This is a genomic window from Streptomyces lothianensis (genome assembly GCF_047779955.1).
In the GTDB taxonomy this organism is placed as follows: Bacteria; Actinomycetota; Actinomycetes; order Streptomycetales; family Streptomycetaceae; genus Streptomyces.
The window spans coordinates 65,802-85,310 of record NZ_JBLMKT010000078.1; the positions used below are offsets into that span (position 1 = coordinate 65,802).

Sequence of the window (19,509 nt, forward strand, 5' to 3'; positions counted from 1 at the left end):
CGGTGTGTGTCTGCGCACACTCCTTAGCCGCAGGTCAACGCCGAGTTGACGGGTGTTCTCGGTGCGTGGTGGACTGCCGGAGCCATTACGGCAGCAGCAGAGGAAGCCGGTGTGAATCCGGCGCGGTCCCGCCACTGTGACCGGGGAGTCGTTCCCGGGAGCCAGGAACTCTCGCCGCCGTTTCCTTCGAACCAGGGCGCGGACACCCTGAGTGAGGACATGACGCGATGCCCGGCTGCTCTGTTCCGCCGCTTCGACCGACTGCCGCGGGAAGCACACCGAACGCTTCCCGCCCGAGGATTCTTCGAGGCGTGACGGCGGCCTGATCCGTGGGTGCCGATCGCACATTCGCGTACGGCGCCGTGGCCGGCCTGCTCGGCGATCTGCTCCTCGGCGATCCGCGCCGTGGGCATCCGGTCGCCGCGTTCGGGCGCGCCGCGAGCTCCGTCGAGCGTGTCCTGTGGCGTGACCACAAGGCCGCGGGTGTCCTGCACACCGCCGTCTGCGCCGGTGGTGCGGCCGCCCTCGGCGTGCTCGCCTCCGCCGCCGCACGCCGCTCCCCCACCGCCCCCGCGGCTTCCGTCGCGCTGACCGCCACCGCCACCTGGGCGGTCGTGGGCGGCACTTCACTGGAACGTGAAGCGCGGGCCGTGGCCGCCGCGCTGGACGCCGGTGATGTGGCGGCCGCCAGGGAGCGGCTGCCACATCTGTGCGGCCGTGACCCGCAGGCGCTCGACGAGGCGGCGATCGCACGCGCCGTCGTCGAGTCCGTCGCCGAGAACACCTCCGATGCCGTGGTGGGTGCGCTGGTGTGGGGAGCGGTGGCCGGGGTGCCGGGGCTGCTCGGCTTCCGTGCCGTGAACACGCTCGACGCGATGGTCGGCCACAGATCGCCCCGCTACCGCAACTACGGCTGGGCCTCCGCGCGCCTGGACGACGTGGCGGGCTGGCCCGGCGCCCGGCTCACCGCCGTACTCGCCGTGCTCGCGGGCGGCGATCCACGCGGTGCGCTGCGGGCCTGGCGGCAGGACGCGGGGGCACATCCGAGCCCCAACGCAGGCCCGGTGGAGGCCTCTTTCGCGGGCGCGCTCGGCGTACGACTGGGGGGTGTTCTCTCGTACGGGGGTCGAGTGGAGCACCGTCCGGTGCTGAACGACGCCGGGCGCGCCGTCCAGGTGGCGGATGTCGAACGGGCCGTGCGGCTGGCACGCCGGGTCGACTGGCTGGCGTTCGCCGTGTGTGCGGTGGGCAGTGTGACGGCGGGCCGTGTCAGGGGCCGGGTGCTCGCGCGTACGGCGCGGCACCTGCGTCCGGTGCGACACCTGCGTACAGGAAGAAGAGGACGGTCATGAGCGGTGGGTTGCTGGTCGCGGGGACCACGTCGGATGCCGGCAAGAGCGTGGTCACCGCGGGGATCTGCCGCTGGCTGGTGCGGCAGGGGGTGTCGGTCGCGCCGTTCAAGGCGCAGAACATGTCCCTCAACTCCTTTGTGACGCGCGAAGGCGCGGAGATCGGCCGGGCGCAGGCAATGCAGGCACAGGCCGCGCGCGTGGAGCCGACCGCGCTGATGAACCCGGTGCTCCTCAAGCCCGGCAGCGACCGCTCCAGCCAGGTGGTCCTGATGGGCAGGCCGGTGGGCGAGATGAGCGCGCGCGGCTACCACGGGGGGCGGCAGGAGGCTCTGCTCGGGACCGTCACGGACTGCCTCGAGCAGCTGCGGAGTTCGTACGACGCGGTGATCTGCGAAGGCGCGGGCAGCCCGGCGGAGATCAACCTGCGGCGCACGGACATCGTCAACATGGGGATCGCGCGGGCCGCGCGCTTTCCCGTGGTGGTGGTCGGCGACATCGACCGCGGCGGTGTCTTCGCCTCCTTCTTCGGTACGACGGCGCTGCTCGCCAAGGAGGACCAGGAGCTGGTCGCCGGGTATCTGGTGAACAAGTTCCGCGGGGATGTCTCGCTCCTTCAGCCGGGGCTCGACATGCTCAAGGCTCTCACCGGGCGGGCGACTTACGGCGTCCTGCCGTTCGCGCACGGGCTCGGCATCGACGAGGAGGACGGTCTGCGGGTCTCGCTGCGCGGTGCCGTCAGGGAGTCTCAGGTGGCGCCGCCGGTCGGCGAGGAGCTGCTGCGGATCGCGGTGTGCGCGATCCCGCTGATGTCCAACTTCACCGATGTGGACGCGCTCGCGGCGGAGCCAGGCGTGGTCGTGCGGTTCGTGGACCGGCCCGAGGAGATCGACGATGCGGATCTCGTCGTGATCCCGGGAACTCGCGGGACGGTCGCCGCGTTGGATTGGTTGAGACGGCGGGGATTTGAGCGGGCGCTGAAGCGCAGGGCAGCCGAGGGGCGCCCGATTCTGGGGATCTGTGGCGGGTTCCAGATCCTCGGTGAGCATATTGAGGACGAGATCGAGTCCCGCGCGGGAGCGGTGGACGGACTGGGCTTGCTGCCCGTCCGGGTCCGCTTCCGGCGCGAGAAGACGCTGACGCGTCCGGTGGGCAGGGCACTGGGCGAAAACGTCGAAGGCTACGAGATTCATCACGGGGTCGCCGAAGTGCTCGGCGGTGATGCGTTCATCTCTGATGACATTGGACAGAGTTTGGACGGTTGCCGGGCCGGTGCCGTGTGGGGGACGCACTGGCACGGGTCGCTGGAGAGCGATGCGTTCCGGCGGGCGTTCCTGCGCGCGGTCGCGGCGGATGCCGGCCGGCGCTTCGTGCCGGCCGACGACACGAGCTTCGGTGTGCTGCGCGAGGAGCAGTTGGACCGGCTCGGCGACCTCATCGAGGAGCACGCGGACACCTCCGCGCTGCTCAGGCTGATCGAGACCGGTGCGCCGCCCGGTCTTCCTTTCATCGCTCCGGGGGCACCCTCATGACCGTGCTGCTTCTGTCCACCGCCGATACGGACCTTCTGGCGGCGCGTGCGTCCGACGCGCCGTACGTCATCGGCAATCCGACGCGTGTGGACGTGACCGAGGACCTGCCAGGGCTGCTCGACGGCGCGGACATCGCGGTCGTGCGGCTGCTCGGCGGCAAGCGGGCCTGGGAGGACGGGCTCGCGGCGCTGCGCACGGCCGGGATCCCCACCGTGCTGCTCGGCGGGGAGTCCGTGCCGGACGCGGAGCTGATGGCCGAGTCCTCGGTGCCGGCCGGCGTCGTCGCCGAGGCGCTGCGCTACCTCGTCGAGGGAGGCCCCGGCAACCTCGCGGAGCTCGCGCGCTTCCTGTCCGACACGGTGCTGCTGACCGGTGAGGGCTTCGCCGAGCCGCAGAAGATGCCGGAGTTCGGGCTGCACGGCTCGTACCCGCGGCAGGCGGGGCGGCCGACCGTCGGAGTGCTGTTCTACCGGGCACACGAGCTCTCGGGGAACACGGACTTCGTGGACACGCTGTGCGCGGCGATCGAGGCGAAGGGCGCCAACGCGCTGCCGGTGTACTGCGGTTCACTGCGCGGCGCGGATCCTGCGCTGTACGAGCTGATCGGGCAGGCCGACGCGCTGGTCACCACGGTGCTCGCGGCGGGTGGCGCGCATGCGTCGGAGGCCTCGGCGGGCGGGGACGAGGAGGCCTGGGACATCGGTGCGCTCGCCGAGCTGAACATTCCGGTGCTGCAGGGCCTGTGTCTGACCACCTCGCGTGCCGCGTGGGAGGCCTCGGACGCGGCGCTGTCCCCGATGGACGCGGCGATGCAGGTGGCGATCCCGGAGTTCGACGGGCGGCTTGTCACGGTTCCGTTCTCCTTCAAGGAGCAGGGCCCCGACGACGTGCCGGTGTACGCGGCCGATCCGGAGCGGGCGGCAAGGGTCGCCGGGATCGCGGTGCGCCACGCCCGGCTCCGCCACAAGGCCAATGCCGAGAAGAAGCTCGCCCTGGTCTTCACGGCCTACCCGACCAAGCATTCGCGCGTCGGCAATGCGGTCGGCCTGGACACTCCCGCGTCCGCGGTGCGGGTCCTCGACGCTCTGCGGGAGGCCGGGTACGGGGTCGAGGGGTATCCGGCCGAGGGCGATGAGCTGATCCACCGGCTGATCGAGGCCGGCGGGCATGACGTGGAGTGGCTGACCGAGGACCAGCTGGCGGCCGCGCCCGCGCGGGTGCCGCTCGCCGACTACCAGGCGTGGTTCGACGGGCTCGACCCCGAACTGCGCGAGGGGATGGTGGAGGCCTGGGGCGAGCCGCCCGGTTCGCTGTATGTCGACGGGGACGACATCGTCCTCGCCTCCCTGCAGTTCGGGAACGTCGTGGTGATGATCCAGCCGCCGCGCGGCTTCGGGGAGAACCCGATCGCGATCTACCACGACCCGGACATGCCGCCCTCGCACCACTACATGGCGGCCTACCGCTGGCTGGACCGCACCTTCGGCGCCGATGCGATCGTGCACATGGGCAAGCACGGCACGATGGAGTGGCTGCCGGGCAAGGGGCTCGGCCTGAGCGGAAGCTGCGCGCCGGACGCGGTGCTCGGCGAACTGCCGCTGATCTACCCGTTCATCGTCAACGACCCGGGTGAGGGCACCCAGGCCAAGCGCCGCGGGCACGCCACGGTCGTGGACCATCTGGTGCCGCCGATGGCCCGCGCGGACACCTACGGCGATCTGGCGAAGCTGGAGCAGCTGCTCGACGAGTACGCGCTGGTGAGCGATCTCGACCCGGCGAAGGCACCGGCGGTCCGCGCCCAGATCTGGACGCTGGTGAAGGCCGCCGAACTCCACCACGACCTGCATGTCGACGACCAGCCGGACGACGACGCCTTCGACGAGTTCGTCATGCATATCGACGGCTATCTGTGCGAGATCAAGGACGTGCAGATCAGGGACGGACTGCACATCCTCGGGGGCGGTCCGGTCGGTGAGCCGCGGGTCAATCTGGTGCTCGCGGTCCTTCGCGCCTCCCAGGTGTGGGGCGGCACGGCGAACGCGCTGCCGGGCCTGCGGGCCTGTCTGGCCGCGCACTTCGGCCTGGCGGAGCAGGAGCTGCTGGCCGAGCCCGGGGCCGTGGTCAAGGTCGCGGACGGTCTGACGGCGCTCGTGGACGGTCCGGCGAGGACCGGTTCGGATGCGCTGGACCTTCTGGAGCAGCTGTGCAGGCGGCTCGCGGAAGGCATGGAGGAGCGCTCCTGGGCGGCAGCCGAGGCCGCTGTGCTCGTCCGGGAGATCGTCGGCGTCGAGCTGCCGGATGCCGTCGCGGTGCTGCGGTTCGCCTGCGAGGAGGTCGTACCGCGGCTGGCCCGGACCACGGACGAGATCGGGCACATCCTGCGGGCGCTCGACGGCGGCTATGTCCCGGCGGGCCCGTCGGGCTCTCCGACGCGCGGCCTGGTGAACGTGCTGCCGACGGGCCGGAACTTCTACTCGGTCGACCCCAAGGCGATCCCCTCGCGGCTCTCCTGGGACGTGGGCCAGGCGCTCGCCGACTCGCTGATCGCCCGGTACCACGCGGACACCGGCGACTATCCGAAGTCCGTCGGGCTGACCGTGTGGGGCACGTCCGCGATGCGCACCCAGGGCGATGACATCGCGGAGATCCTGGCGCTGCTCGGCTGCCGGCCGGTCTGGGACGACGCCTCGCGCCGCGTGACCGGCTTCGAGGTCGTGCCCCTGGCCGAACTGGGGCGGCCGCGCATCGATGTGACCGTGCGGATCTCCGGCTTCTTCCGCGATGCGTTCCCGCATGTGGTGGGGCTGATCGACGATGCGGTGCGGGCGGTCGCGGAGCTCGACGAGCCCGCGGAGCAGAACTTCGTACGGGCGCACGCCGATGAGGACGAGGCCGAGCACGGCGACCGGCGCCGGGCCACCGCCCGCATCTTCGGCTCCAAGCCGGGTGCGTACGGGGCGGGGCTGCTGCCGCTGATCGACGCGCGCAACTGGCGCTCGGACGCGGATCTCGCCGAGGTGTACGCGGTCTGGGGCGGTTATGCCTACGGCCGCGGGCTCGACGGGCGGGCCGCGCGCGGCGACATGGAGACGGCGTTCCGGCGGATCGCGGTGGCGGCGAAAAATGTAGACACGCGTGAACATGACATCGCTGATGCAGATGACTACTTCCAGTACCACGGCGGGATGGTCGCCATGGTGCGGCACCTGACCGGAGACTCCCCCGAGGCGTACGTGGGGGACTCGGCGGTGCCGGAGCACGTCAAGACCCGCACGCTCGGCGAGGAGACCCACCGAGTGTTCCGTGCGCGTGTGGTCAACCCGCGGTGGATGGCGGCCATGCGGCGCCACGGCTACAAGGGCGCGTTCGAGATGGCGGCCACCGTGGACTACCTCTTCGGCTACGACGCGACGGCCGGGGTCGTGGACGACTGGATGTACGAGAAGCTGGCGGCCGAGTACGTGTTCTCCGCGGAGAACCAGGAGTTCATGCGCAAGTCCAACCCCTGGGCGCTGCGGGGGATCACGGAGCGGTTGCTCGAGGCGGCGGAGCGGTCGCTGTGGGCGGCGCCCGATCCGGAGACGCTGGAGCGGCTGCGGGCCGTGTATCTGGAGCTCGAGGGTGACCTGGAAGGTGACGCATGAGCGCCGGTGCCCCTCTCGGGGCTTCGCCCCTTGCCCCGTATCGCGCTGAACGCGCTCGTCCTCAAACGCCGGACGGGCTGAAGGTTGGACCGACTGTGGAGGGCACCGTATGAGCACCCCCTACCCGTTCACCGCCCTGGTCGGGCAGGACGACCTGCGGCTTGCGTTGCTGCTCAATGCCGTGTCGCCCGCGATCGGCGGCGTGCTCGTGCGCGGCGAGAAGGGGACCGCCAAGTCCACGGCCGTGCGGGCGCTTTCGGCACTCTTGCCCGAGGTCGAGGTCGTGCCCGGCTGCCGGTTCTCCTGCGCGCCCTCGGCGCCGGATGCGCAGTGTCCGGACGGGCCGCATGACGCGGCGGGTTCCGTCTCGCGGGACGCCCGCATGGTCGAGCTGCCGGTCGGCGCCTCCGAGGACCGGCTCGTCGGTGCGCTGGACATCGAGCGGGCGCTGGCCGAGGGCGTGAAGGCCTTCGAGCCGGGGCTGCTCGCGGACGCGCATCGCGGAATCCTCTATGTCGACGAGGTCAATCTGCTGCACGACCACCTCGTGGACCTGCTGCTGGACGCCGCCGCGATGGGCGCCTCGTACGTGGAGCGGGAAGGCGTGTCCGTACGGCATGCCGCGCGGTTCCTGCTCGTGGGGACCATGAACCCGGAGGAGGGCGAGCTGCGGCCGCAGTTGCTCGACCGGTTCGGACTCACCGTGGAGGTCTCGGCCTCGCGCGAGCCCGACCAGCGGGTCGAGGTCGTCAAGCGGCGACTGGCCTACGACGACGACCCGGCCGCCTTCGCCGCGCGCTGGGCCGAGGACGAGCAGGCGGTACGGGCCCGGATCGTGGCCGCCCGTGCGCTGCTGCCCTCCGTACGGCTGGGCGACGGGGTGCTGCGGCAGATCGCGGCGACGTGTGCGGCCTTCGAGGTGGACGGCATGCGCGCGGACCTCGTGATGGCCCGTACGGCCACCGCGCTGGCCGCCTGGGCGGGCCGCGAGGACGTCACGGCCGAGGACGTACGGCAGGCCGCACTGCTCGCGCTGCCGCACCGGCGGCGGCGCAATCCCTTCGACGCCCCGGGACTCGACGAGGACAAACTCGACGACACCCTGCAGGAGTTCGGACCGGATCCCGCCGAGGGGGACGGCTCGGGCCCGGAAGACGATCCGGACCCCGAGGGGCCGGACGACGGTGGCCCGGACGATGGTGGTGGTCCGGACGGCGGTGGCCGGCCGCCCGAGAACGAGGGCGAGGCCGGCGGCGAGGAGGGCACCCAAGTGCCCCCGCAGTCCTCGGCCTCGGACTCCGGTACGGAGAAGTCCGAGCAGCAGACGCCGTCCGGCGCGGGCGAGCAGAGCCCGGCCTCGGCCGCCGAGCCGTTCCGCGCGAAGCTGCTCAGCGTGCCGGGGACCGGTGCGGGTGCGGCAGGGCGGCGCTCGCGGGCGCGTACCGAGCACGGGCGTACGACCGGCGCCCGGCGTCCCGAAGGGGCGCTGACCAAGCTGCACCTGGCGGCGACCGTGCAGGCCGCCGCACCGCATCAGCGGGCGCGGGGCCGGGCCGGGCGCGGGCTCGTGGTGCGCCGGGACGATCTGCGGCAGGCCGTGCGGGAGGGGCGCGAGGGGAATCTCGTGCTGTTCCTCGTGGACGCCTCGGGGTCGATGGCGGCGCGGCAGCGGATGAGTGCGGTGAAGGGCGCCGTGCTCTCGCTGCTCCTGGACGCCTACCAGCGGCGGGACAAGGTCGGTCTGGTGACGTTCCGTGGCTCCGGTGCGGAGGTCGCGCTGCCGCCGACCTCCTCGGTGGACGCCGCCGCGGCGCGTCTGGAGGCGCTGCCCACCGGGGGACGCACCCCGCTCGCCGAAGGGCTGCTCAGGGCACATGAGGTGCTGCGGGTGGAGCGGTTGCGCGATCCGGTGCGGCGGCCGCTGCTCGTCGTGGTGACCGACGGGCGGGCGACCGGAGGGGCCGAGCCGGTGGCCAGGGCGGCGCGCGCGGCGGGCCTGTTCGCAGCCGAGGACATCGCCTCGGTGACGGTGGACTGCGAGTCGGGGCCGGTGCGGCTCGGGCTCGCCGGGACGCTCGCGCAGGGGCTCGGCGGCACGGTCGTCACCCTGGACGAACTGCGCGCCGACGCGATCGCGGGTCTGGTCAAGGACGTACAGAACAGCCGGCCGAACGGCCGGTACGAGCGGAGGGCCGCCTGATGCCCAAGGGACAGCCGGCCGTCGTGCCGGACGACGGACTCACCACCCGCCAGCGCCGTAACCGGCCGCTGGTCGTGGTGCACACCGGGATCGGCAAGGGGAAGTCGACGGCCGCGTTCGGGCTCGCGCTGCGGGCCTGGAACCAGGGCTGGCCGATCGGGGTGTTCCAGTTCGTCAAATCGGCGAAGTGGAAGGTCGGCGAGGAGAACGCGCTGCGAGTGCTCGGTGCCTGTGGCGAGGGCGGCTCCGTCGACTGGCACAAGATGGGCGAGGGCTGGTCGTGGATCCAGCGGGAGCCCGCCGACGGCGAGATGAGCAATGAGGACAAGGCCCGGGAGGGCTGGGCGCAGGTCAAGCGCGACCTGGCCGCCGAGACGTACAAGTTGTATGTCCTCGACGAGTTCGCGTATCCGATGCACTGGGGGTGGATCGACACCGAGGAGGTCGTCTCCGTGCTGCGGGATCGGCCGGGGACGCAGCATGTCGTCATCACCGGCCGCAACGCACCTGAGGCGCTGGTGGACTTCGCGGATCTCGTGACGGACATGTCGAAGGTCAAGCACCCCATGGACACGGGCCAGAAGGGCCAGAGGGGGATCGAGTGGTGAACCACGCCCCGGGCGCCGTCCCGCGGCTGGTCATCGCCGCGCCCTCCTCGGGCAGCGGCAAGACGACCGTCGCGACCGGCCTGATGGCCGCGTTCGCGGCGGCGGGCCTCGCGGTGTCCCCGCACAAGGTCGGCCCCGACTACATCGACCCCGGATACCACGCCCTCGCGACCGGGCGTCCGGGCCGCAACCTCGATGCGTACCTGTGCGGCCCGCAGCTCGTGGCGCCGCTGTTCGCGCACGGGGCGCGGGGCTGCGATCTCGCCGTGGTCGAGGGTGTGATGGGGCTGTTCGACGGGGCGACCGGGCAGGGTGAGCTGGCATCGACCGCGCAGGTCGCCAAGCTGCTGCGGGCGCCGGTGGTGCTTGTCGTGGACGCCTCCTCGCAGTCGCGGTCCGTGGCGGCGCTGGTGCATGGTTTCGCCTCGTGGGACACGGGGGTGCGGATCGCCGGGGTGATCCTCAACAAGGTCGGCTCGGACCGCCACGAGGAGTTGCTCCGCGAGGCGCTGGACGGCTCCGGTGTGCCGGTGCTCGGTGCGCTGCGCCGGGTCCGTGCGGTGCGGGCGCCGTCGCGGCATCTGGGTCTGGTGCCGGTGGCCGAGCGCTCGGCCGAGGCGGTGGCCTCGGTGGCGGCGCTCGCCGAGCAGGTACGCGAGGGCTGCGATCTGGAGGCGCTGCTGGCCCTCGCCCGTAGTGCGCCGCCGCTGGGCGAGGAGGCATGGTCGCCCGAAGCCGCGCTCGCCGAGGCCGCGGGGGAGCCCGTCCGGCCCGGAGCGGGACGGGAGGCCGGCTCGAAAACGGAACGGGAACTCGGCTCGGGGGCGGGACGGGAGGCCGGCTCGGGGGCGGCTGAAGCCCGGCGTCCCGTCGTGGCGCTTGCCTCCGGGCCCGCTTTCTCCTTCTCGTACGCCGAGCAGGCCGAGCTCCTGACGGCGGCGGGCGCCGAGGTGGTGCCGTTCGATCCGCTGCATGACGAGGAACTGCCGGAGGACACCCGCGGCCTGGTCCTGGGCGGCGGCTTCCCCGAGGTGTACGCACCGGAACTGTCCGCCAACGAGGCGCTGCGCAAGTCCGTCGCGGAGCTCGCGCACGGCGGCGCGCCGGTGGCCGCGGAGTGTGCCGGGCTCCTGTATCTCGCCCGCTCCCTGGACGAGAAGCCGATGTGCGGCGTCCTCGACGCCGAGGCGCGGATGACGGAGCGGCTCACGCTCGGCTACCGGGAGGCGGTCGCGGTCTCCGACAGCGTGCTCGCAGCGGCCGGGACACGGCTGCGGGGGCACGAGTTCCACCGCACCGCCATCGAGCCCGGTGCGGGGGCGGCGCCCGCGTGGGGCATGCATCTGCCCGAGCGGCGGGTCGAGGGTTTTGTTCAGCAGGGGGTGCACGCCAGTTATCTGCACACCCATGCCGCCGCGCTGCCGTCGGCGGCGCGCAGGTTCGTGGAGAGGTGTGCGCAGTGAACAGCACAGTGACGGCCGTCGGTTCGGTCCGCCGCAGTCTGGTCGGGGTCGGAGTGGGCCCGGGCGACCCGGAGTTGGTGACGGTCAAGGGCGTACGGGCGCTGCGCGAGGCCGACGTCGTGGTGGTGCCGGTGATGGCGGCCGCCGATGGTTCGGACGGCGGGGAGCCGGGGCGGGCCGAGGCGACGGTCCTGGAGTACGTGGCGGCCGAGAAGGTCGTCCGTGTCGTGTTCGCGCTCAACGAGCGCTCCGACCGTGCGCGCCGTGAGGCGGCCTGGGACGCGGCGGGCGCGCGGGTCGCCGAACTGCTCGAAGCGCACCCGGTGGTGGCCTTCGCGACGATCGGGGACCCCAATGTGTACTCGACGTTCACGTATCTCGCGCAGACCATCGCAGAGCTCGTGCCGGATGTCGTGGTGGAGACCGTGCCCGGGATCACGGCGATGCAGGACCTCGCGGCCCGCAGCGGAGCGGTGTTGACGGAGGGCACGGAGCCGCTGACGCTGGTGCCGGTGACGGCCGGGTCGGCGGCGCTCAAGGAGGCTCTGGACGGTCCGGGCACCGTGGTGGCGTACAAGTTCGGCCGGCTCGCCCGTGAAGTGGCCGAGGCGCTGCGGGAGTCGGGGCGCACGGAGGGTGCGGTGTGGGGTTCGGCGCTGGGTCTTGCCCAGGAGTCGATCCGGCCGGCGAGCGAGCTGGCCGAGGGACCGCTGCCGTATCTCTCCACGCTGATCGCCCCGGCGCGGCGCGGGGGCGGACGCGGGGGCAAGCTGTGAGCACCACGCTGCACAGGTACGGCTCCGGCCGGGTGGCGGTGCCCTCATTCCGCCGCGCCCACCACGAACCAGATGAACCCCACGCCGGCAAGGGTGCAGAGCACCGTGGTCTTCGTGGAGTGTGTGTGGTGGGCCTCGGGCAGGATCTCCGCCGCGGCGATGTACAGGAGCGCGCCGCCGAAGAAGCCCAGGTAGGAGCCGAGCAGTTCCTGGGGCAGCGTGAACAGGAGCGTGGAGGCCGCGCCGGCCACCGGTGCCACGGCGGCCGCGAAGAGCATGGCGAGGGCCCTGCGGCGGTTGTTCCCGTACAGCCGGGTGACCGTGTAGGTGTTGAAGCCGTCCGCGAAGTCGTGGGCGATGACGGCGAGCGCGACGGTGAGTCCCATCGCGCTGCCCGCCTGGAAGGCGGCGCCGATCGCGATGCCGTCCATGAGGCTGTGCACGACCATCGCGGAGGCGGCGCCGAGACCGACCCGGGGGACTCGTTCGCCGTCCGCGCCGTGGGCGGCCTGCCGCAGGGCCAGGGCCCGTTCGAGGAGATGGGCGGTGAGGAAGCCGCCCACGAAGAGCAGCAGCGCCTGCGGTACGCCCCAGACCTCCCGGCCCGCCGCGTGCAGCGCCTCGGGCAGCAGGTCGAGGCCCACGACGCCGAGCATCAGACCGCCGGCCAGGCCGAGTACGAGGTGGCGGCGGTCGGTGACGCGTTGCGCCGTCCACCCGCCGACCAGCGTCATCAGGAACGCGCCGAGCGCGACGAACACCGCCATGCGCCCTTGCTAGCCGATGGCGCGCGCCGGGGCGCGCACGGCTCGCCGCGAGCGGCCGAGGCGTCCCCGGAAGGGTTGCACCCCCGCCGGACACCGGGCTGCCCGACGGCCCTCACCTCTCCCCCACCGAACACCCTGGAAGGACACCGCCCATGGCAACCGAGGACGCTCCCGTGACCGGCAGGGTCACCTTCGTCGGCGCGGGGCCCGGCGCCGCCGATCTGCTGACGTTCCGGGCGGCGCGTGCCATCGCCGAGGCGGACATCGTGATCTGGGCGGCGAGCCTCGTGCAGGCCGAAGTCCTTGAGCACGCGCGCGCGGACGCCGAGGTACTCGACTCGGCGGCGATGTCCCTGGAGGACGTCGTCGCGGTGTACGAGCGGGCCGGGCGCGAGGGGTTGCGCGTCGCCAGGATCCACTCCGGCGATCCCGCGCTGTGGGGCGGCACCCAGGAGCAGTTCGACCGGTGCACGGCGCTGGGCCTGGAGACCGAGATCGTGCCCGGTGTGTCCGCGTTCTCCGCGGTGGCCGCGCTCGCCGGGCGTGAGCTGACCATCCCCGAGGTGGCCCAGTCGGTGGTCCTGACGCGGCTCGGCGGCGGGAAGACGCCGATGCCGCCGGGCGAGGAGGTACGGGAGTTCGCGAAGCACGGCACGACGATGGCGGTGTTCCTCTCGGCCGCCCGCTCGGGCCAGTTGGTGCGTGAGCTGCTCGAAGGCGGCTATCCGACCTCGACGCCGGTGGTCGTCGCCTACCAGGCGACGTGGCCGGAGGAACTGGTGGTGCGCTGCACGGTCGGCACGCTCGAGGAGACGGTCAAGGAGCACAAGCTGTGGAAGCACACGCTGTTCCTGGTCGGGCCCGCCCTCGACGCCTCGGGCACCCGCTCGCACCTGTACCACCCCGGGCACTTCCACGGATACCGCAAGGCCGACCCCGAGGCCCGCAGGTCGCTGCGGGCACAGCGGGCGGCCGGGTCATGACGCGCCGTCTGCCGGGAGCCGCGTCATGAAGCGGCGTACACGAGGAGCCGGCTCATGAGGATCGCGGTCATCGGGGTCGGCGCGGGCGGCGCACCGCTGGACGCCCGCGCCCGGGAGCTGCTGGCCACGGCGAGCCTCGCCGTCGGCGGCAGGCGGCACCTGGACGCGGTCCCGCTGGGCCCGGAGGTGGAGCACGTCGTGCTCGGGCCGCTCGCCCCCGCGCTCGACCTGGTGGCCGAGCGGCTCGACGACGAGCGGGCGCGTGTCGTGGTGCTCGCCTCCGGCGATCCGGGGTTCTTCGGGATCGTACGGGCGCTGGCGGAGCGTTTCGGTCCGGCCGCCCTGGAGATACGGCCCGGGGTGTCCTCGGTGGCGGCCGCGTTCGCGGAGGCGGGGCTGCCCTGGGACGACGCCGTGGCGGTGAGCGCGCACGGGCGCGACCTGCGGACCGCGGTCAACGTCTGCCGGGCGCACCCCAAGACGGCGGTGCTCACCGGGCCGGGGGCCGGTCCGCGTGAGCTCGGCGCGGAGCTGGCGCAGGCCTGCCCGGGCCGCGTGTTCCTGGTCGCGAGCGCGCTCGGCGATCCCGGGCGGCAGCAGGTCGTACGAGTCACGCCCGCGCAGGCCGCCGAACGCGAGTGGGATGCGGTGAGCGTGGTGCTGTGCCTCGACGAGACGCGGGCGCTCTCTGCCGTGCGCACGGTGGCGGGGCCCCGGAACACGCCGGAGCGCTGGGCGCTGACGGAGGACGCGTTCACGCATCGCGATTCGATGATCACCAAGTTCGAGGTGCGGGCGCTCGCGCTGGCCCGGCTGGGGCCGCGGACCGGTGATCTCGTCTGGGACGTGGGCGCGGGATCCGGCTCGGTGGCGATCGAATGCGCCCGGTTCGGTGCGGCGGCGGTCGCGGTGGAGAAGACTGCGGACGGCGTCGAGCGGATCCGGGCGAATGCCGCGGCGCACGGCGTGGACGTCCAGGCCGTGCACGGTTCGGCGCCCACGGTGCTGTCCTCGCTGGCCGATCCCGATGCGGTGTTCATCGGGGGCGGCGGCCGTGAGCTGCCGGAGATCGTCCGCGGCTGTGCCCGCAGGGCGCGGCGCACCGTGGTCGTGGCGCTGGCCGCGCTGGACCGGGTGCCGCAGGTCCGCGAGGCGCTGTCCGGTTTCGCGGTCGACGGAGTGCTGCTCCAGTCGTCCCGCCTCGCACCGCTGCCCGGGGATGTGACCCGGCTCGCCGCGGCGAATCCGGTGTTCCTGCTGTGGGGCGACCGGATCGAACCCGGCGGGGGCGGGGGCGAGGGTGGTGCGGCTCGGGCGCGGACGGCGCCGGAGGGCCGGCAGGAACAGGCGGGTCCGGACGTTCGGCAAGTGCAGGCGGGTTCGGAGGGTCGGCAGGAGGCGCCTGCGCGGGAGATGCCCGCACGCGGCGCGGCTGCTGTGCATGGAGCGGCTGTGCAGGACGTGCGGGTGGAAAGGGCGGCGGCGCGATCGGAAGCGCCGGCGTATCGGCAAGGAGGAGACCTCAGGTGATCGGCATTGTTTCCGCGACGGCCGCGGGAGCCGCGGCGGGTGAGCGGCTCGCCGCGGCCTGGCCCGGGCGGGTCCGGGTGTACGAGGAGTCCCCGGGCCCCGCCGTGCGGCGGGCGTTCGGTGAATGCGAGCAGCTGGTGTGCTTCCTCGCCACGGGCGCGACGGTACGCCTGCTCGCCCCGCTGCTCGCGGACAAGCACACCGATCCGGGTGTGGTCTGCGTGGACGAGGCGGGCCGCTTCGCCGTCTCGCTGCTCGGCGGGCACGCGGGCGGGGCGAACGCGCTGGCCCAGGAGGTGGCCGAGGTGCTGGGCGCGCAGCCCGTGGTGACCACGGCGACGGACGCCGTCGGCCTGCCCGGGCTCGACACCCTCGGCCTTCCCGTGGAGGGCGATGTGGCCGGGGTGAGCCGGTCCGTCCTGGACGGCGAACCCGTCGTATTCCAGGCGGACTTCCCGTGGCCGCTGCCCGCCCTGCCGCCGCATGTGCAGCCGGCCTCACCGGATCCGAGCAGCGAAACCCACATGCCGGACGCCGCGGCCGAGGGCGAGGGCGCCGGATCCGGGAGCGACGGGTCCGCGGAGGCTCGTCTCGTGCTGACCGACCGCGCGGTCCATGTCGCCCCGCGCCAAGCCGTGTTGCGCCCGCCGTCGCTCGTCGTCGGTGTCGGCGCCTCCAAGGGGGCGCCGGCGGACGAGGTGTTCGGGCTCATCACCGATGCGCTCGCCGAGGCCGGGCTCAGCGCCCGCTCGCTGGCCCGTCTCGCCACCGTGGACGCCAAGGCGGACGAGCCCGGGATCGTGGCGGCGGCCGAGCGGTTCGGCGTGCCCGTCGTCACGTACGGAGCCGAGGAACTTGCCGCCATCCCCGTGCCGCACCCCTCCGAGGCTCCCCTCGCCGCCGTCGGCACTCCCTCCGTCGCCGAGGCCGCGGCGCTCGCCGAAGGCGCCCGACTCCTCGTGCCGAAGCGGAAATCGGCACCCGAGGGCCGCCCCGCCATGGCCACCTGCGCGATCGCACGGCTCGCCCCGCGCGGACGGCTCGCCGTGGTCGGGCTCGGCCCCGGCGCCCGCGATCTGCTCACCCCGCGCGCCAGGGAGGAACTGCGCGGCGCCGCCGTCCTCGTGGGGCTCGACCAGTACGTCGACCAGATCCGCGATCTGCTCAGGCCCGGCACCACCGTCCTGGAGTCCGGGCTCGGCGCCGAGGAGGAGCGGGCCCGTACCGCGGTCGAGGAGGCACGCAAGGGACGGACCGTGGCACTGATCGGCTCGGGCGACGCAGGCGTCTACGCGATGGCCTCGCCCGCCCTCGCGGAGGCCGGCGAGGACATCGACATCGTCGGGGTGCCGGGCGTCACCGCGGCGCTCGCCGCCGGTGCCCTGCTCGGGGCGCCGCTCGGGCACGACCATGTCTCGATCAGCCTCTCCGATCTGCACACTCCGTGGGAGGTGATCGAGCGCCGGGTCCGCGCGGCGGCCGAGGCGGATCTCGTGGTCACCTTCTACAACCCGCGCAGCCGGGGCCGCGACTGGCAGCTGCCGAAGGCGCTCGGCCTGCTCGCGGAGCACCGAACACCGCGCACGCCGGTGGGAGTCGTACGCAACGCCTCACGCCCGGACGAATCCGTACGGCTGACGAGTCTGGCCGGACTCGACCCGGCGAGCGTCGACATGATGACCGTGGTCACGGTCGGCAACACCGCCACGCGCGAGATCGCCGGACGCATGGTGACACCGCGCGGTTATCGCTGGCAGCAGGACCCCGGCGCGGCAGGCACCGAGGGCCCGGGCAGTGACCAGTCCAAGGACAGCCAGCCGGACGACGGCCAGCTCGACAGCGGCCGGTCCGACAGCGGCCAGCTGGACAGCGGCCGGTCCGACAGCGGCCAGCTGGACAGCGGCCGGTCCGAGAGTGACCGTTCGACTGCCGAAGCGACGGAGGCCGGCCGATGAGCGCCTTCGACGCGACCGCCGAGCGGGTCGTGCACCCGATCGAGCAGGAGTCGTTCCGCAGGCTGCGCGCCCGCCTCGACACCTCGCACTTCCCGCCCCTGACCAGGGCGGTCGTGGAACGGGTCATCCACTCGGCGGCCGACCTCGACTATGCGGACGACCTGGTGACCGACGAGTCCGCGCTCGTCCGCGCGCATGCGGCACTGCACGAAGGCGCACCCGTGGTGGTCGACGTGGAGATGGTCGCGGCGGGCATCACCAAGCGGGAGACGGTCTGCCGGCTCGCGGAGGCCAGGTCGGCTCCGGGGCTGACCCGGTCGGCGCACGCCGTCCGGCTCGCCTACGAGCAGGTCGGCCCGGGGGCGCTGTGGGTGATCGGCTGTGCGCCCACCGCGCTCGAGGAGCTGCTCACGCTCGATGCCGAACCGGCCCTGGTGATCGGCCTGCCCGTCGGGTTCGTCGGGGCGGCCGAGTCCAAGGAGGCGCTGCGCGAGAGCGGTCTTCCCGCCGTCAGCAACATCTCGGAGAAGGGCGGTTCCGCGGTGGCCGCCGCGGCGCTCAACGCGCTCCTGTACCAGCCGCCGAACACCCTGCACGACCAGCACCCGCCCCAGCCGGAGCGCACCGGGCACCACCGGCACCCACAGCCCCCAGAGCACGACCCCCGTAAGAAGGAGACCCCGTGAGTACCACCCCTCCCGCCCTGCTCGTCGCAGGCCATGGCACCCGCGACGAAGGCGGAGCCGAGGCCTTCCGCGCGTTCGTACGGGAGCTGGGCCGCCGCAACCCGGAACTGCCCGTCGCGGGCGGCTTCATCGAGCTCTCGCCGCCGCCGCTCGGCGACGCGGTGACGGAACTGGTGGAGCAGCAGGTGCGCCGCTTCGCGGCGGTGCCGCTGATGCTGGTGTCCGCCGGGCACGCCAAGGGCGACATACCGGCGGCGCTGGCCCGTGAGAAGGAGCGGCACCCGGGCATCTCGTACACCTACGGCCGCCCGCTCGGCCCGCACCCCTCGCTGCTCTCGGTCCTGGAACGGCGCGTGGACGAGGCGCGCGGCGACTGGGCCCGCGAGGACGTCACGGTGCTCCTGGTCGGCCGCGGTTCGACGGACCCCGATGCCAATGCCGAGGTGTACAAGGCGGCCCGGCTGTTCTGGGAGGGCCGTGGCTACGCGGGCGTCGAGACCGCCTTCGTCTCGCTCGCGGCGCCCGATGTGCCCAGCGGCCTCGACCGGTGCGTGAACCTGGGTGCGCGGCGGGTGGTCGTGCTGCCGTACTTCCTGTTCACCGGGATCCTCCCGGACCGGGTGCGGCAGCAGGCCGAGGACTGGACCGCCGCGCAGACCGGGACCGAGGTGCGGTGCGCCGACGTCATCGGCCCCGAGGAGGAGCTGCTCGAGCTGGTGATGGAGCGCTACCGGGAGGCGCTGCGCGGCGATCTGCGGATGAACTGCGACTCCTGTGTGTACCGGGTGGCGCTGCCGGGCTTCGAGGACAAGGTGGGCATGCCGCAGCAGCCGCACTTCCACCCCGACGACGACGGGCATCACCATCACCATGGCAGCGGACACCACCACGGCCATGCACACAGCCACTGAGGCGCCCGCCGGGGCCCCGGGCCCCGATGACGCCTACGACCTCCGACATCACGGTGATGCCGAGGTGCGCGATGATGCCGCGCTCACCGATCTCGCCGTCAACGTACGTACGGGCACGCCTCCGCGGTGGCTGCGCGAGGAGATGGCCGGGGCGCTCGGCTCGCTGGCCGCCTATCCGGACGGCCGGGCGGCCCGCGCCGCGGTCGCGGCCCGGCACGGGGTGGCCCCGGAGCGGGTGCTGCTGACCGCGGGAGCGGCGGAGGCCTTCGTACTGCTCGCCCGGGCCCTGGACGTACGGCATCCGGTGGTGGTGCATCCGCAGTTCACCGAGCCGGAGGCCGCGCTGCGGGATGCGGGGCACGAGGTGGGGCGGGTCCTGCTTGCGGCCGGTGACGGCTTCCGGCTCGATGCCTCGGCCGTGCCCGAGTCGGCGGATCTGGTCGTCCTCGGCAATCCGACGAACCCGACCTCCGTGCTGCACCCCGCCCGTGCCGTGGCCGCACTGGCCCGGCCGGGCCGGATCCTCGTGGTGGACGAGGCGTTCATGGACGCGGTGCCCGGTGAGCGTGAGTCCCTGGCGGGGCGCACGGATGTGCCCGGGCTCGTGGTCCTGCGCAGCCTCACGAAGACGTGGGGGCTGGCGGGGCTGCGGATCGGGTACGTGCTCGCGGATCCGGCGGTGATCACGCGGCTGGAGCGGGCACAGCCGCTGTGGCCGGTGTCGACGCCGGCGCTGGCGGCGGCGGAGGCCTGTATGCGGCCCGCGGCGCTCGCGGAGGCCGAGCGGGCGGCCCGGGCGTACGCCGAGGACCGGGCGTATCTGCTGGCGGGGTTGCGGGAGTTCGCGGAGGTGTCGGTGGCCGGGGAGGCGACCGGGCCGTTCGTGCTGCTGCGGATCGAGCAGGCGGACCAGGTCCGTGCGCGGCTGCGGGACGCGGGCTTCGCCGTGCGCCGCGGGGACACGTTCCCGGGGCTCGGCCCCGAGTGGCTGCGGATCGCGGTACGGGACCGGGCGACCACGGACCGGTTCCTGGCGGCACTCCCTGCGGCGGGCGTGCGCTGAGGTCGGCGCCCGGCTGAGGCGTGGCTGCGCGGAGTCGGGCAG

Annotated in this window: 13 protein-coding genes, 1 pseudogene and 1 riboswitch; of the genes and pseudogenes, 13 read left to right on the top strand and 1 reads right to left on the bottom strand. The window is 73.3% G+C overall.

Features of this window, described 5'->3' with window-relative positions; genetic code table 11:
- Positions 1-52: 52 nt before the first annotated feature.
- Positions 53-193, top strand: a riboswitch (cobalamin riboswitch).
- 136 nt (positions 194-329) lie between these two features.
- The 7 genes from ACLF6P_RS28185 (at position 330) to cobI (ending at position 11,572) form a co-directional block, all read left to right on the top strand.
- The gene (locus ACLF6P_RS28185) at positions 330-1,352 is read left to right on the top strand and encodes a cobalamin biosynthesis protein (RefSeq protein WP_415954151.1); all 1,023 of its coding nucleotides are present in this window, start codon (positions 330-332) and stop codon (positions 1,350-1,352) included.
- Entirely contained in the window at positions 1,349-2,881 is a 1,533-nt protein-coding gene (locus tag ACLF6P_RS28190; RefSeq protein ID WP_415954152.1) for a cobyric acid synthase, read from the top strand. The genes ACLF6P_RS28185 and ACLF6P_RS28190 overlap by 4 nt, the downstream gene beginning before the upstream one ends.
- On the top strand, positions 2,878-6,525 hold the full coding sequence (cobN, locus tag ACLF6P_RS28195; RefSeq protein WP_415954153.1) for a cobaltochelatase subunit CobN: 3,648 nt from the start codon (positions 2,878-2,880) through the stop codon (positions 6,523-6,525). The genes ACLF6P_RS28190 and cobN overlap by 4 nt, the downstream gene beginning before the upstream one ends.
- A 109-nt stretch (positions 6,526-6,634) precedes the next feature.
- Positions 6,635-8,725 carry a putative cobaltochelatase gene (locus ACLF6P_RS28200; protein ID WP_415954154.1) on the top strand — a complete coding sequence of 697 codons (2,091 nt, stop codon included), beginning with the start codon at positions 6,635-6,637 and terminating at the stop codon, positions 8,723-8,725.
- A complete protein-coding gene (gene cobO / locus ACLF6P_RS28205; RefSeq protein ID WP_415954155.1) occupies positions 8,725-9,333 on the top strand; it encodes a cob(I)yrinic acid a,c-diamide adenosyltransferase in 609 nt (202 codons plus the stop codon). Before ACLF6P_RS28200 ends, cobO begins: the two co-directional genes overlap by 1 nt.
- Positions 9,330-10,796 (top strand): cobyrinate a,c-diamide synthase, encoded by a 1,467-nt coding sequence (locus ACLF6P_RS28210; protein WP_415954157.1) that lies wholly within the window; start codon positions 9,330-9,332, stop codon positions 10,794-10,796. Before cobO ends, ACLF6P_RS28210 begins: the two co-directional genes overlap by 4 nt.
- Entirely contained in the window at positions 10,793-11,572 is a 780-nt protein-coding gene (gene cobI, locus ACLF6P_RS28215; protein WP_415954158.1) for a precorrin-2 C(20)-methyltransferase, read from the top strand. The genes ACLF6P_RS28210 and cobI overlap by 4 nt, the downstream gene beginning before the upstream one ends.
- A gap of 44 nt (positions 11,573-11,616) precedes the next feature.
- Here cobI and ACLF6P_RS28220 read toward each other — a convergent pair whose 3' ends face one another.
- Positions 11,617-12,339, bottom strand: a complete 723-nt coding sequence (locus ACLF6P_RS28220) for a ZIP family metal transporter (RefSeq protein ID WP_415954159.1) — start codon at positions 12,337-12,339, stop codon at positions 11,617-11,619.
- Positions 12,340-12,491: 152 nt separating this feature from the next.
- Here ACLF6P_RS28220 and cobM point away from each other — a divergent pair, with 152 nt between their 5' ends.
- From cobM to cobC, 6 genes and pseudogenes are all read left to right on the top strand, one after another.
- Positions 12,492-13,322, top strand: coding sequence for a precorrin-4 C(11)-methyltransferase (gene cobM / locus ACLF6P_RS28225; protein ID WP_415954160.1), 831 nt, complete (start codon positions 12,492-12,494; stop codon positions 13,320-13,322).
- A gap of 54 nt (positions 13,323-13,376) precedes the next feature.
- Positions 13,377-14,594: pseudogene (cbiE, locus tag ACLF6P_RS28230) on the top strand (precorrin-6y C5,15-methyltransferase (decarboxylating) subunit CbiE); the annotation flags it as partial.
- Between the two features lie 254 nt (positions 14,595-14,848).
- Positions 14,849-16,807: a precorrin-3B C(17)-methyltransferase gene (cobJ, locus tag ACLF6P_RS28235; RefSeq protein ID WP_415954162.1), complete on the top strand. Its 1,959-nt coding sequence runs from the start codon at positions 14,849-14,851 to the stop codon at positions 16,805-16,807.
- Positions 16,804-17,493 carry a precorrin-8X methylmutase gene (locus ACLF6P_RS28240; protein ID WP_415954163.1) on the top strand — a complete coding sequence of 230 codons (690 nt, stop codon included), beginning with the start codon at positions 16,804-16,806 and terminating at the stop codon, positions 17,491-17,493. Before cobJ ends, ACLF6P_RS28240 begins: the two co-directional genes overlap by 4 nt.
- Positions 17,490-18,404 carry a sirohydrochlorin chelatase gene (locus ACLF6P_RS28245; RefSeq protein ID WP_415954165.1) on the top strand — a complete coding sequence of 305 codons (915 nt, stop codon included), beginning with the start codon at positions 17,490-17,492 and terminating at the stop codon, positions 18,402-18,404. The genes ACLF6P_RS28240 and ACLF6P_RS28245 overlap by 4 nt, the downstream gene beginning before the upstream one ends.
- A complete protein-coding gene (gene cobC, locus ACLF6P_RS28250) occupies positions 18,388-19,467 on the top strand; it encodes an Rv2231c family pyridoxal phosphate-dependent protein CobC (protein ID WP_415954166.1) in 1,080 nt (359 codons plus the stop codon). Before ACLF6P_RS28245 ends, cobC begins: the two co-directional genes overlap by 17 nt.
- Positions 19,468-19,509: the final 42 nt, after the last annotated feature.

What these genes read in the sequence shown, in the direction of transcription:
- cobN (WP_415954153.1), top strand. Translation starts at nt 2,878, where the DNA reads ATGACCGTGCTGCTTCTGTCCACCGCCGATACGGACCTTCTGGCGGCG.
- cobM (WP_415954160.1), top strand. Translation starts at nt 12,492, where the DNA reads ATGGCAACCGAGGACGCTCCCGTGACCGGCAGGGTCACCTTCGTCGGC.
- cobO (WP_415954155.1), top strand. Translation starts at nt 8,725, where the DNA reads ATGCCCAAGGGACAGCCGGCCGTCGTGCCGGACGACGGACTCACCACC.
- ACLF6P_RS28200 (WP_415954154.1), top strand. Translation starts at nt 6,635, where the DNA reads ATGAGCACCCCCTACCCGTTCACCGCCCTGGTCGGGCAGGACGACCTG.
- ACLF6P_RS28220 (WP_415954159.1), bottom strand. Translation starts at nt 12,339, where the DNA reads ATGGCGGTGTTCGTCGCGCTCGGCGCGTTCCTGATGACGCTGGTCGGC.
- ACLF6P_RS28190 (WP_415954152.1), top strand. Translation starts at nt 1,349, where the DNA reads ATGAGCGGTGGGTTGCTGGTCGCGGGGACCACGTCGGATGCCGGCAAG.
- cobC (WP_415954166.1), top strand. Translation starts at nt 18,388, where the DNA reads ATGCACACAGCCACTGAGGCGCCCGCCGGGGCCCCGGGCCCCGATGAC.
- ACLF6P_RS28240 (WP_415954163.1), top strand. Translation starts at nt 16,804, where the DNA reads ATGAGCGCCTTCGACGCGACCGCCGAGCGGGTCGTGCACCCGATCGAG.